8 protein-coding genes are annotated in these 14,360 nt (G+C 40.3%); 1 reads left to right on the forward strand and 7 read right to left on the reverse strand.

Annotation, left to right across the window (positions count from 1 at the left end; translation table 11 throughout):
* Positions 1 to 10: 10 nt before the first annotated feature.
* From LACDD01_RS05450 to LACDD01_RS05470, 5 genes are all read right to left on the reverse strand, one after another.
* Positions 11 to 1,222 (reverse strand): cysteine desulfurase, encoded by a 1,212-nt coding sequence (locus LACDD01_RS05450; RefSeq protein ID WP_061413599.1) that lies wholly within the window; start codon positions 1,220 to 1,222, stop codon positions 11 to 13.
* Entirely contained in the window at positions 1,222 to 2,478 is a 1,257-nt protein-coding gene (gene sufD, locus LACDD01_RS05455) for a Fe-S cluster assembly protein SufD (RefSeq protein ID WP_019292405.1), read from the reverse strand. Before sufD ends, LACDD01_RS05450 begins: the two co-directional genes overlap by 1 nt.
* Before the next feature lie 71 nt (positions 2,479 to 2,549).
* Positions 2,550 to 3,320: a Fe-S cluster assembly ATPase SufC gene (gene sufC, locus LACDD01_RS05460; RefSeq protein WP_061413601.1), complete on the reverse strand. Its 771-nt coding sequence runs from the start codon at positions 3,318 to 3,320 to the stop codon at positions 2,550 to 2,552.
* Between the two features lie 77 nt (positions 3,321 to 3,397).
* Positions 3,398 to 4,654: a glycosyltransferase family 4 protein gene (locus tag LACDD01_RS05465; protein WP_019292407.1), complete on the reverse strand. Its 1,257-nt coding sequence runs from the start codon at positions 4,652 to 4,654 to the stop codon at positions 3,398 to 3,400.
* A 3-nt stretch (positions 4,655 to 4,657) separates the two neighbouring features.
* On the reverse strand, positions 4,658 to 5,341 hold the full coding sequence (locus tag LACDD01_RS05470; protein WP_019292408.1) for an adaptor protein MecA: 684 nt from the start codon (positions 5,339 to 5,341) through the stop codon (positions 4,658 to 4,660).
* Between the two features lie 246 nt (positions 5,342 to 5,587).
* Here LACDD01_RS05470 and LACDD01_RS05475 point away from each other — a divergent pair, with 246 nt between their 5' ends.
* Complete coding sequence (locus tag LACDD01_RS05475) at positions 5,588 to 6,496, forward strand: diacylglycerol/lipid kinase family protein (protein WP_061413603.1); 909 nt, start codon at positions 5,588 to 5,590, stop codon at positions 6,494 to 6,496.
* A gap of 91 nt (positions 6,497 to 6,587) precedes the next feature.
* Here the strand turns inward: LACDD01_RS05475 and rpoC are convergent, their stop codons facing one another.
* Together rpoC and rpoB are read right to left on the reverse strand one after the other, a co-directional pair.
* Entirely contained in the window at positions 6,588 to 10,235 is a 3,648-nt protein-coding gene (rpoC, locus tag LACDD01_RS05480; RefSeq protein WP_019292410.1) for a DNA-directed RNA polymerase subunit beta', read from the reverse strand.
* Between the two features lie 319 nt (positions 10,236 to 10,554).
* A complete protein-coding gene (rpoB, locus tag LACDD01_RS05485) occupies positions 10,555 to 14,145 on the reverse strand; it encodes a DNA-directed RNA polymerase subunit beta (protein WP_061413605.1) in 3,591 nt (1,196 codons plus the stop codon).
* Positions 14,146 to 14,360: the final 215 nt, after the last annotated feature.

Here is a 14,360-nt window from a genome sequence, read left to right on the forward strand (position 1 = left end):
TTTTTGAATACTATAAGCCGAAAAACTCTTTTGTCTTCAAAAGAGCATCCACCAGTTTATCGCAGTCTGCTTTTGTATTATAAATATAAAAACTTGCGCGTGCTGTTGACGCTTGACCAAGATAATTAAGCAAAGGCTGTGCGCAATGATGTCCAGCTCGTACAGCCACACCTTCCATATCCAAAGCTGTCGCCAAATCATGAGGATGAAGTCCTCGGATATTAAAGGCAACCACACCACTGCGCTCTTCAACAGCTTCTGGACCATAAACTTCCAAACCTTCAATCGCTTTTAGTTTAGGCATCACATAAGCTACAAGCTCTTGCTCATACCGATGAATATTGTCCATTCCTATTGCTTCAAGGTAGTCAATAGCTGCCCCGAGTGCGATAGCTCCCGCAATATTTGGTGTGCCCGCTTCAAACTTCCATGGCAACTCCGTCCATGTCGAGTGACTTTCATAAACGAAGTCAATCATTTCTCCACCAAATTCGATAGGATTCATTTGATTAAGCAAAGTCTCTTTTCCATAAAGAACACCAATTCCTGTTGGACCACACATTTTATGCCCCGAAAAAGCAAAGAAATCTACATCCAACTCTTGGACATTAATTTTCATATGCGGAACAGACTGCGCACCATCAACGACAAAATAGGCACCGTGATGATGAACTAACTCAGCAATTTCCTTAATCGGAGTGATTGAACCTAGGACATTTGAGGCATGTGTTAAGCTTACAAATTTTGTTCTAGTCGTCAGTTTTTCTTTTAAGTCATCAACGTCTAAAGCACCTTCTTTCAGATAGACAATTTTTAGAATTGCTCCCGTTTTTTCGGCAACTTGTTGCCAAGGGACAAAGTTTGAGTGATGCTCCGCAACGGAAATAATAATCTCATCACCTGCTGTTAAGGTTTGCTCCGCAAATTTTGAGACCCAGTTTAAACTCGTTGTTGTTCCACGAGTGAACAATACTTCTTTCGTAGACGCAGCATGAATAAACTTTCGAACCTTTTCACGTGCTGCCTCATAATCTGCAGTTGCACGCTCTGCAAGCGTATGAACCCCGCGATGAACATTGGCATTATCATGCTCATAATAGTTTGTCAAAACATCCAACACCTGCTGTGGCTTTTGGGTGGTGGCTGCATTGTCCAAGTAGACTAATGGTTCGTCATTAACTTTTTGATTAAGAATTTTAAAGTCTTTTGTTAAGTCAATCATTAGATTGCCAACTTTCTCTCGATAATTGAGATAAATTCATCACGAACGGCTTTAATTGGAATTTCAGTTACAACTGCACCGAGGAAACCTCGAATAACAAGACGTTTGGCTGTTGTTTCATCTAAGCCTCGACTCATAAGGTAGTACATATCCTCAGGATCAACCTGACCAATAGAAGCTGCGTGTCCTGCAGTTACGTCATTTTCCTCAATGAGCAAAATAGGATTGGCATCACTACGAGCACGGTCTGAAAGCATCAATACTCGGCTTTCTTGTTGCGCATCCGCCCCTTTAGCCCCGCGCATGATTTGACCAATTCCATTAAAAGTTAATGTGCCTCGATCAAGAATAACACCATGTTGCAAGATATGCCCTACTGAATTACGGCCAAAGTTTGTCACACGAGTATCAATCCCTTGGATTTGTTTACCCATAGATAATCCAACAACTTTGATTTGTGAGTGGCTTCCATCACCTTTTAAATCGCTGTCAAAATCACAAATAACATTGCCATCATTCATTGTTCCGATAGACCAATCAATTGTAGCATTATTTGCTAAATGCCCGCGACGACTGATATAAGCTGTGACATGTTCTCCTAAACGGTCAATAGCCGCAAATTTCACTTGCGCACCTTCAAGGGCAATAACTTCGATAGAAAGATTACCTGTGACCTTAACGTTGCCATCACCGATACTTTCCAAACGTTCCAAATAATCAAGCTTACTGTTACGACCAGCAATAATTAAGATGTGTTTATTGAAAGGCAAATCTGACTCAGAATCCTGATAGAACTTTGCTTCTACAGGCACGTCAATTTCAACATTGTCCGGAATATAAAGAACCGCGCCAGAGTTGAAACTGGCAACATTGCTTGCTGCTAAACGATCTTCTGTATAACTCACAGCTTTGCCGAAATAAGTTTCGACTATCTCAGGAATTTCTTCCATCGCTGAAGCAAAATCAGTGAAAACAACACCTTTTTCAGCCAAATCTGGACGCATTTGCTCCATAACATTTTGGCTGCCTACTTGTACCAAAAGTGGGTGATTTGGTAATTCTGTAAAGCTTGGAACGTTTCCACTTGGCTCAGAATCCCCTATTTCTGTATTATCCAAGCCCCAACGATTGAATTTCACACGCTCAATATTGGGCATCTCTAACCCTGTCATAGCCTCAAAGGCGGTTTGACGAAGCTCTGATAACCAGTTTGGTTCAGCATGCATGAGCGAGAAATTTTTTATTTTTTCATTCATTTAATTGTATCTCCATGATGTATTTGGTGATGTATGACTTTCTGTCCCTTAACACCTCATACGACCTCAACCTATGCTTCTTCCTTATATTCAATCCCTAATTCTTCAGAGATTTTAGCATATCCTTCTTTTTCAAGACGTTTCGCAAGTTCGGCTCCGCCTGTCATAACAACGCGGCCTTCCATCATGATGTGAACGACATCTGGGGTAATATAGTCGAGTAAACGTTGATAGTGGGTGATGATAAGGGCACCAAAACTATCGCCACGCATAGCGTTCACGCCTTTTGAGACTACTTTAAGCGCATCGATGTCAAGCCCAGAGTCAATTTCATCCAAAATAGCAAAAGTTGGTTCTAACATCAAGAGTTGGAGGATTTCATTACGTTTCTTCTCCCCACCAGAGAAGCCTTCATTGAGGTAACGCTCTGCCATCTCTTCTTTCATGTTAAGTAATTCCATATTTTTATCCAATTTTTTAATGAAATCCATAACAGAAATTTTGTCATCTTCTGCACGTTTAGCATTAATGGCTGCACGCATAAATTCAGCGTTTGTAATTCCTGGAATTTCAGAAGGGTACTGCATCGCAAGGAATAATCCAAGGCGAGCGCGTTCATCGACTTCTAATTCAAGGACATTTTCACCATCAAATAGAATTTCTCCTTCAGTGACTGTGTAACTTGGATTTCCCATAATTGCTGCTGACAAGGTTGATTTCCCTGTACCGTTTGGACCCATGATTGCATGTACTTCATTGGTACTAATAGTAAGGTTTACACCTTTAAGGATTTCTTTGTCTTCAATGCTCACATGAAGATTTTTAATTTCTAAAATTGCCATTCTAACTCCTTCAATTAATAAGTAAAATATCTTTTACACTTCACCCTCCATTATAACAAAAAAAACAGACGAAAAGCTCATTTCCGTTCTGTTTTGTCGTGTTTATATTTTCTTTTATGTTTCTTACTTATAACTTGCTCTCGATACTCCGAACTGCCAATGAACCTCAAAACATTTAGGAAAGGTTGACGGTCTTTGCCAAGTATACCGACCAAGTCAATAAACAGCCCCAGTCCAAGCAGCAAAGCAATAATTAAGAATATACCACCGATCCGGCTGGAAACTTGTAGGATTAAGGAAATAAAGGCAAAAATTCCAGCTATGCCATAAATAACTAATACAGCGCCTCGATGAGTGAAGCCAATATACATCAAACGGTGGTGCAGGTGCATTTTATCCGCACTAGAAATTCTTTGATTATTCAGTTTTCGCCGTACCATTGCCACGATTGTATCTGTTAATGGAACACCTAAAATCAAAAGTGGTGTTAGAACAGCTACTGCCGTTGCATTCTTTAAACCTTGCAGGGACACAACCGATATCATAAATCCCAAAAACAGTGCACCAGTATCTCCTAGATAGATAATCGCTGGATGATAGTTATAGGGGAAGAAGCCCATAATGGCGGCAACTAAGGTAAAAATGGTGATAGGCAAGAAGATACTTGAACCTGGTAAAAAGAAGTAAGACACAATCCCCATGGTAAAGAGTGAAATCACGGAGACACCACTGGCTAAACCGTCTAGGCCATCGATCAGATTAACCGCATTTGTAATCGACACAATCCAAAAAACGGTAAAAATAAAGGATAACCAAGCGGGAAATTCAAGAAAAGGACCACCGAAAGGGATTTTAAGATTGTCAAAGCGTGCATGGGTAAAAAACCATGTGATTGAAGCAGCGAGAAGCAACCCAGCCATCTTCATCTTAGGGGAGATTTCTTTGATGTCGTCAATCAATCCCGTCAGAACAACAATACCACCTGCTACAATAAAAGGTGCAATGTAGTTGATATAAGTCACAAAATGAGGCTTAATTCCTTCCGCCAATTGTTTGGGGCTCATTAGGGGAAGTTGTGGGTAAACGATCATCGGGAGGATAAAAAGTGTCGCAATTGCAAAGGATGCAAAAATAGCTAATCCCCCTGCCGAGGGCATTATTTTAGTATTGACACGTCGCTTATTAGGCTTGTCTACAGCTCCAATTCGGCGTGAAACAAAGGTCATTAATGGGGTGAAAATCAAGGACATTCCAAATGTCACGAAGAGCACAATGAAGAACTCTACTGTGAAGGGAATCCCCTTAATCGGGATTTCTTTTATGGTATCTATCATATCTTAAATTTTTGAGAGAACTTCCAAAGCACGTGTATTGATTAGTATCTCGCCGTATTCTTGTAGTGTTTCGCGACTGTTGATCGTTTCCTGTCCGTATTCTAACATTCGGGCACGCATCGAACTTACGGCTGTCTTTCCTTTTGACTTTTGATTGTCCAAAATAATCAAATAAAACTTATCTTCATAGCTATAAAGTTCAGATTCCTCTGCATCAATTTTAACATTTTTTACTGCTGTCAAAAGTTGAGACATGTTTTCAAATTCTAGAGAATAGAAGACAAAATCTGGATCTGGTTTATTTTCTACTTTTGTTTCTTTTGTTTCAGTTGTACTTGTATCTGCCATTGTTCCGCCATTTTGTTTTAAATCTTCCACACGTCCAAAGAAATCCGTCATAAGCTGCTCAAATTCTTCGGGATCATCAGGGAGATTATTGGGATCAATATCGATATTTTCTTCAGTAACAATAATATTCACCCCTTTAGGGAAAGGTTGAATTTGGAAAGTTAAAAGTCCTGATGAGAACCTTTCCTCAAGTCCTAGTTCTTCTACTAATTCATAGAAAAGATTTTCAACCATTGACTGGTTCGTAAAAAAATCAGAGAGTTTGACATCATGATCAACCAAATCTTGAAAGGTTAGGCTAATCTTTATCGTTTTTTCGTTTATTTCTTCATATTGCATATTTTTAACCTATTATTCTTCATTAACCTGCATGAGAACCATAACTTTTAGTTTTCATTGCAGAAATATTTTTAATTATATTTAACTGTTTCTTCTAATTATAACATATAAAAGGCTGTTCGCGTTTTTTGCCATTCACTCGAAAACTTTCTTTTTTTACTTTGTTACTCTTACGAAATTTTTTGTATCATTGGAAATTGTTATGTTATTTACCTCTAAAATATATTTTTTTGATAAAATAGTTCTATGATTTATTACATTCTTGCCAATCCCAATGCCGGTTCACGCAAAGGGGAGCGTTCATTGAAACTTTTATTGCCCTATCTCGAAAAAGAGGGCCTCTCTTACAAACTCTTTGCGACCGAACATACTGGGCAAGAAGCAGCTTTTATCCAAAAAATCTTGGAAGAGAAATCAGCAGAGGACCGGCTTGTCATCTTAGGTGGTGACGGTACCATTTCTTTGACTCTCAATGCTTTACCGGATGATCTGTCCTTTGGTTACATTCCTTCTGGTTCAGGTAATGATTTTGCCCGCAGTTTGGGGCTTTCTTTTGATCCTATCCAAGCCTTCGAAAATATTCGCCAAGATAAGACCAAAGATTTTTATGTTATCCATTATAAATCGCAATCGTTTTCTGGCTATGCGCTCAATAATGTAGGAATCGGTTTAGATGCAGCCATTGTCAAAGCAACTAACAGTGGACGCATGAAAAGCATACTTAATGCACTCAAATTAGGCAGGCTTTCTTACTTTCTGACTGCCCTTCATGTTTTATTTAGCAAAAAACCGTTTGAGCTTAGCGTTTACAACATGAAAAATGCTTTTAAGTTTGATAATGCCTTTCTCTTGACCTTTACTAAGCATCCCTATTTTGGCGGTGGTATTCAAATTGCACCTGAAGCGACTAATCTCAGCCAAGAAATTCATTTAGTTGAGTTGGACAGATACAGTATCCCGAAAATATTTTCGTTAATTCCTAGTCTGCTTAAGGGAAAACATTTAGATAATAACCTTTTCCATCATAGTGTTTCCACAGCAGCTGCAGTAACATCGCAGTCCGTTCAACCCGTTCAAATCGATGGAGAGTCTTTTACTATCCAAGCCAATGACACTTTGACTCTAACTTCTGAAAAAAGAAAGATTATTTGTTAATAATAAAACGGAAGACTATCCTTTCAATAAGAGTTCATCTTCCGTTTTTCTTTTACAAAAAATAGCGATATAATCATCGCTATTTTTTATTTTATTTTACTTCTTCAATTTCAGTTTCTGAAACAGTGACTTCAGGAGCATTTGACAAATCTGACAATGGCTCAAGATTACGGTAACGGAACATACCTGTACCGGCAGGAATAATCTTACCGATAATGACATTTTCCTTAAGACCAAGTAAGTGGTCTTCTTTACCATGGATTGCAGCATCAGTCAAGACACGTGTCGTTTCTTGGAAGGATGCAGCAGACAAGAATGAATTTGTTTCCAATGATGCTTTGGTAATACCCATAAGAACAGGACGTGCTGTCGCTGGTGTTTTACCTGAAAGGAGAGCTTCTTCATTGATTTTTTCAAAGTCAGAAATATCCATAAGTCCACCAGGCAAGATATCAACATCACCAGTATCCATTACGCGGACTTTACGAAGCATTTGGCGAACCATAACCTCGATGTGTTTATCCCCGATTTCAACCCCTTGTGAACGGTAAGTTTTTTGAACTTCACCGAGCAAGTAAGTTTCAACAGATAAAGCATCACGTACTTGGAGCAAGTGCTTAGGTTCAATTGAACCTTGGATCAATTGGTGACCACGGTGGATAAATTCACCTTCTTCAACCATAAGTACATCAGCCATTGATACTGTATATGAACGTGTATCTGTTTTACCTTTGACTGTGATTTCACGTGTACGTGTCGCAGCATCTTCAACGATAGATTCAACCGTACCAGTAACTTCGGTAATGATTGCTTCCCCTTTAGGGTTACGTGCTTCAAAGATTTCTTGTACACGAGGCAAACCTTGAGTGATATCTGAGCTTGACGCAACACCACCCGTGTGGAATGTACGCATTGTCAACTGTGTACCAGGTTCACCGATTGATTGAGCGGCGATTGTACCAACAGCTTCACCAACTTCAACGGCTTCACCTGTTGCCAAGTTTTTACCGTAACAGTGTTTACATACACCATGTGGTGTTTTACATGTAAATACTGAACGAATTGTAACTTCTTTGATACCTGCAGCAACGATTTGCTTCGCGATATCTTCTGTAATCAATTGATCATCGCCAATAATTACTTCACCAGTTTCTGGATGTACAACTGTTTTACGTGTGTAACGTCCTTCAAGACGTTCAACCAACGGTTCTACCATTTCTTTACCAGTGGCAATATCAGAAATCAAGAGTCCACGATCTGTACCACAATCCACTTCACGGATGATAACATCTTGAGCAACGTCAACCAAACGACGTGTAAGATAACCAGAATCGGCAGTCTTAAGGGCTGTATCGGTCATACCTTTACGCGCACCGTGAGTTGAGAAGAACATTTCCAAGACAGAAAGACCTTCACGGAAGTTAGAAATGATAGGCAATTCCATGATACGACCATTAGGAGCAGCCATCAAACCACGCATACCGGCCAATTGTGAGAAGTTGGAAATGTTACCACGGGCACCAGAGTCCATCATCATAACGATCGGGTTAGTCAAATCTTGTTCTTCAATCAAGCGTTTTTCAAGTGTATCTTTTGCACCACGCCAAACATCAGTAACCGCATTGTAGCGCTCATCATCAGTAATCAAACCACGACGGAATTGTTTAGTGATTTGTTCTACACGTTTGTGTGCAGCACCAATGATTTCTGCTTTTTCAGGAACCACTGGGATATCCGCAATACCAACTGTTAAACCAGCCAATGTTGATTGGTGGTAACCTAAGTTCTTGAGCAAGTCAAGGAACTCAGAAGTTGTTGTTGTGCGGTAACGTTTGAAGACTTCAGCGATAATATTACCCAAGTGTTTTTTCTTGAATGGCAATACTGTATCAATTTCAGCTAAACGTTTATGGATATCTTCACCAGGTTCCATGAAGAAACGGTCATCCGTTTGAGTTGTGATGTTCTCATCGGTATTTTCATTCAAGTAAGGCATACCTTCTGGATAAATTTCATTTCCTTCAGGCATAATTGAGTTGAACATTACTTTACCGACAGTTGTAATCAAGATTTTACCTTTTTGGAATTCTGTCCAAGGTTTATTCATTGATTGTGTTGCAATACCGATACGTGTATGCAAGTGAACATATCCGTTACGCATTGCAATTTCAACTTCTTCAGGATTAGAGAAGATCATACCTTCTCCTTCACGTCCTTTTGCTTCCATTGTCAAGTAGTAGTTACCCAAGACCATATCTTGAGAAGGTGTAACGACTGGTTTACCATCTTTAGGGTTAAGGATGTGTTCAGCAGCAAGCATAAGCAAACGTGCTTCGGCTTGCGCTTCTTCTGACAATGGCACGTGAATCGCCATTTGGTCACCGTCAAAGTCGGCATTGTAGGCTTCACAAGCCAGCGGGTGCAAACGCATTGCACGTCCATCAATAAGTACTGGCTCGAACGCTTGAATACCTAAGCGGTGAAGCGTCGGTGCGCGGTTAAGAAGAACAGGGTGTTCTTTAACAACTTCTTCAAGGACATCCCAAACTTCAGCATCTTGGCGTTCAACTTTACGTTTAGCCGCACGGATGTTGGCAGCCATTTCACGTTTAACCAATTCGGACATTACGAATGGTTTGAAGAGTTCGATAGCCATTTCACGTGGGACACCACATTGGTACATTTTAAGTGTTGGACCAACTGCAATAACTGAACGCCCTGAGTAGTCAACACGTTTACCCAACAAGTTTTGACGGAAACGCCCTTGTTTACCTTTCAGCATATGGCTGAGAGATTTAAGCGGACGATTACCGGCACCTGTGATTGGACGACCACGACGACCGTTGTCAATCAATGTATCAACAGCTTCTTGCAACATACGTTTTTCATTTTGGACGATAATATTAGGGGCGTTAAGCTCCATCAAACGTTTCAAACGATTGTTACGGTTGATAACACGACGATAAAGGTCATTCAAATCAGATGTGGCAAAACGTCCACCATCCAATTGAACCATTGGACGAAGATCTGGTGGAATAACTGGAAGCACATTAAGTACCATCCAAGCTAATTTGTTACCAGATTTTTTGAAGGCTGTTAATACGTCTAAACGACGAATGATTTTCACACGACGTTGTCCGCTAACATTTTTCAATTCTTCTTTAAGTTCAGCAACTTCTGCATCAATATCAACATCGTTAAGCAAATCTTGGATAGCTTCAGCACCCATTTTCGCAACAAATGAACCAAAACCATTTTTCAAAAGTTGTTCCCGATATTCACGCTCTGTCAAAAGTTGTTTCTTTTCAAGATCTGTTTCCTTAGGATCAATAACGACATAACTTGCGAAGTAAATAACTTCTTCAAGAGCACGTGGGCTCATATCAAGTGCAAGCCCCATACGTGATGGAATCCCTTTGAAATACCAGATGTGTGAAGTTGGTGCTGCCAACTCGATGTGTCCCATACGTTCACGACGTGATTTAGCTGTCGTTACTTGAACACCACAGAGTTCGCAGACTTGGTTTTTGTAGAAAACGCCTTTAAGCTTACCACAAGCACATTCCCAGTCCTTTTGTGGACCAAAGATACGCTCATCGAAGAGACCTTCGCGTTCAGGTTTTTGCGTACGATAGTTGATGGTTTCTGGTTTTTTGACTTCACCAAATGACCAGTAACGAATTTTTTGTGGAGATGCGATACCAATTCGCATGCTCTCAAATTTATTTACATCGACCAATGTTTTCTCCACTTTCTTTGTATTTATTTCTTTTCTGTTGAATGTTTGGCTCTTGACAAACATTTCTGTGAAGCCCGCTAGCTGTATCTTTTAAAACACAATCTTGCCCGAAAATCTTCAATCTAACGGATCAAAGCTCATGTGATAGGCAGCAATGTAGAACTTATTTTTAAAATAGAAGTTATCCATCCAAATACAGTTCTACATTACCGCCTAGCACACTTGCACAGCGGTTTACCTTAAAAGGCTTTTATCTTAAATTTATTACGAAAAGCTATTTCTTACTCCTAATAAACTTCTTGTTCACAGAAAAGAACAATTATTTTTCTTCTTTTGCTTCGCTAATCAATGCTTGTTCAGTTTCCACTGCTTCAGTAACAATTTGCTCCTGAGCTTCAAGCATTTCTGGCGTAATGTCAATATTTTCTTGACGAACTTCGATTTCATCATCAAGTTCACGAAGGTCAAGGACATTTTTCTCACCATCAAGGACTTTAAGATCCATACCAAGTGCTTGCAATTCTTTTACAAGGACACGGAATGATTCAGGAAGACCTGGTTTAGGAATACGTTCACCCTTAACGATAGCTTCATAGGCACGTGTACGTCCAATAACATCATCTGACTTGTAAGTCAAAATTTCTTGGAGAACATTTGCCGCACCATACGCTTCAAGGGCCCAAACTTCCATTTCCCCGAAACGTTGTCCACCGAACTGTGCTTTACCACCGAGCGGTTGTTGTGTAACGAGTGAGTAAGGACCAACACTACGTGCGTGAAGTTTATCATCAACCATGTGGTGAAGTTTGATCATGTACATGACACCGACAGAGATACGGTTATCAAAAGCTTCACCTGTACGTCCATCATAAAGGACTGTTTTGGCATCATCAGCCATTCCAGCTTCCTTAACGGTATTCCAGATATCTTCATCACTTGCACCATCGAAGACCGGTGATGCAATGTGAATACCCAATGTACGTGCAGCCATACCTAAGTGAAGTTCCATAACTTGTCCGATATTCATACGAGAAGGGACACCCAATGGATTCAACATGATATCGATTGGTGTACCATCTGGCAAGTAAGGCATATCCTCTACAGGAACGATATTTGAAACGACACCTTTGTTACCGTGACGTCCGGCCATCTTATCCCCAACGTGGATTTTACGTTTTTGTGAGATGAATACACGAACCAACTTGTTCACACCTGATGGCAATTCATCACCGTTTTCACGTGTGAATACACGTACATCGTGAACAATACCGCCACCACCGTGAGGAACACGGAGTGATGTATCACGAACTTCACGTGCTTTTTCACCAAAGATAGCACGAAGAAGACGTTCTTCAGGTGTAGGATCAGTTTCACCTTTTGGTGTTACTTTACCAACGAGCAAGTCTCCATCTTCAACCTCAGCACCAATACGGATAATACCGTCTTCGTCCAAGTTTTTGAGGGCTTCATCACCAATATTTGGAATTTCGCGTGTAATTTCTTCAGGGCCAAGCTTTGTATCACGTGTTTCTGATTCATACTCTTCGATAGCAATAGATGTATAAACGTCATCTTTAATCAAACGTTCAGACATGATAATGGCATCCTCGAAGTTATAACCTTCCCAAGTCATATAAGCAACGAGTGGGTTTTGGCCAAGCGCCATTTCCCCTTTTTCCATTGATGGTCCATCACCAATGATGTCGCCCGCTTCAACTTTATCACCCAGTTCAGCAAGTGGACGTTGGTTATATGAAGTTCCTGAGTTTGAACGACGGTACTTCATGATGTTATAGATATCAAGTTCACCTGATGTACGACGTACACGGATTTCGTCAGCATCTACATATTCAACGGTACCATCATGTTTAGCGATCACAGCAGCACCTGAATCACGTGCTGTTTGATGTTCCATACCTGTACCAATCCAAGGTGCATGTGGATCAATCAATGGAACGGCTTGACGTTGCATGTTGGCACCCATAAGGGCACGGTTGGAGTCATCATTTTCCAAGAAAGGAATACAAGCAGCTGCTACGGCGATAACCTGTTTAGGAGAAACGTCCATATAGTCTGCCGTTGAAGCATCAACTTCAATATTGTTACCAACGTGACGGGCCATTACTGTTTCGTTGACAAATTTGTTGTCATCAGTCAATGGTGAGTTAGCTTGGGCAACAGTGTAGTTGTCCTCTTCGTCAGCTGTTAAATACTCTACTTCATCCGTAACTGTTCCCGTTGCACGATCAATACGACGGTATGGTGACATGATGAAACCATATTCATTGATTTTGGCATAAGAAGACAAGTTATTGATCAACCCGATATTTGGACCCTCAGGTGTTTCAATCGGACACATACGGCCATAGTGAGTGTAGTGAACGTCACGTACTTCATATGAAGCACGGTCACGTGAGATACCACCAGGGCCTAAGGCAGAGAAACGACGTTTGTGTGAAAGCTCTGACAAAGGATTATGTTGGTCCATAAATTGTGACAACTGTGAAGAACCAAAGAATTCTTTGATGGCAGCAGTTACAGGACGGATGTTAATCAATCCTTGAGGTGTCATATTTTCATTTTCAGAAGATGACATACGTTCACGGATAACACGTTCCATACGTGAAAGACCGATACGGACTTGGTTTTGAAGCAATTCACCAACTGAACGGATACGACGGTTTCCTAAGTGGTCGATATCGTCTACTTTACCAATACCTTCAGAAAGACCTAACCAGTAGTTAATGTTAGCAATCACATCTGCTGGCATCAACACACGATTTTCTGCAGGAATTTGACCATTAGAAATCAATGTCACGACACGTTCTGGATCTTTTGGAGAGTAAACTTTCAATGTTTGAAGTTCAATTGGCTCAGGAATAACAGCATCGTCAGATGGTTGATAAACTGTTGTATTGAGACCATTATCCAAAAGGTTTTCGATAGAATCTAAAACATCACGTGTTACAGGAGTATCAGATTCAACGAGAATTTCACCTGTTTCAGGATCAACGATTGGCTCTGCCAAAGTCAAACCGAGAATACGGTTTTTAAGTGCAAGCTTTTTATTAAATTTATAACGACCTACAGGTGCAAAGTCGTAACGACGTGGGTCGAAGAAACGTGCAATTAAAAGTCCACGAGAGCTGTCCGCTGTTTTAGGTTCACCAGGACGGAGGCGGTCATAGATGTCTTTAAGTGCTTCTTCAACACGTGTGTCTGATGGGTTTTTGTGAACATCTTTGCCCAATGTTGTATTGAGGAGTTCACTTGGTCCCATAAGTTCAAGGATTTCATCGTCACTTCCAAAACCAAGAGCACGCAACATTGTTGTAAATGTTAACTTACGTGTACGGTCAATACGTACATAACCAACACCTTTAGCGTCTGTATCTAATTCAAACCACGCACCACGGTTAGGAATAGTTGTATGACCATAAGATTCCAAACCATTTTTATCTGTTTTAAGGTGGAAGTATGAACCTGGGCTACGTACCAACTGGCTGACGATCAAACGTTCAGAACCGTTGTTGATGAATGTACCCATTTCAGTCATAAGTGGGAAATCACCGAAGAAAACTTCTTGTGTTTTCAATTCGCCTGTTTCTTTATTTACAAGGCGGAAAGTCACATGAATCGGTGCAGAATAGTTTGCATCGTGAGCACGGGCTTCATCCACAGTGTATTTAGGGGCTTTCATTTCATATCCAACAAATTCAAGCTCCATTGTGCCCGCAAAGTTGTCAATTGGAAACATTTCTTTGAAGACGTTAGCCAAACCTTCGTCAAGGAAGTTTTGATAACTTGCTGTTTGAACTTCGATCAAGTTCGGCAAACCAATTACTTCTTTGATTCGTGAAAAACTGCGTCTTGTACGGTGTTTACCGTATTTTACGTCATGTCCTGCCAAGTTGATTCTCCTCATTCTATTTTTCCAGTTTTTCTGGATGTGTTATACAAGATTTGTCGTTTTTAAGTTTCTTATGAAAAATTCTGAAAAGTCAGTAGTTTGTCTTTTTCATTACTTTTTAGATTTTTTACAGTTCAGAAACGGCAAAAAAGCAACGAAAACTTGACGTTTCGTTGCTTACAAAACCCGTGGGGACAATATTTCCCACAGAATTT

Origin of the sequence: Lactococcus sp. DD01, from assembly GCF_001578715.1 — a bacterium.
In the GTDB taxonomy this organism is placed as follows: domain Bacteria; phylum Bacillota; class Bacilli; order Lactobacillales; family Streptococcaceae; genus Lactococcus; species Lactococcus petauri.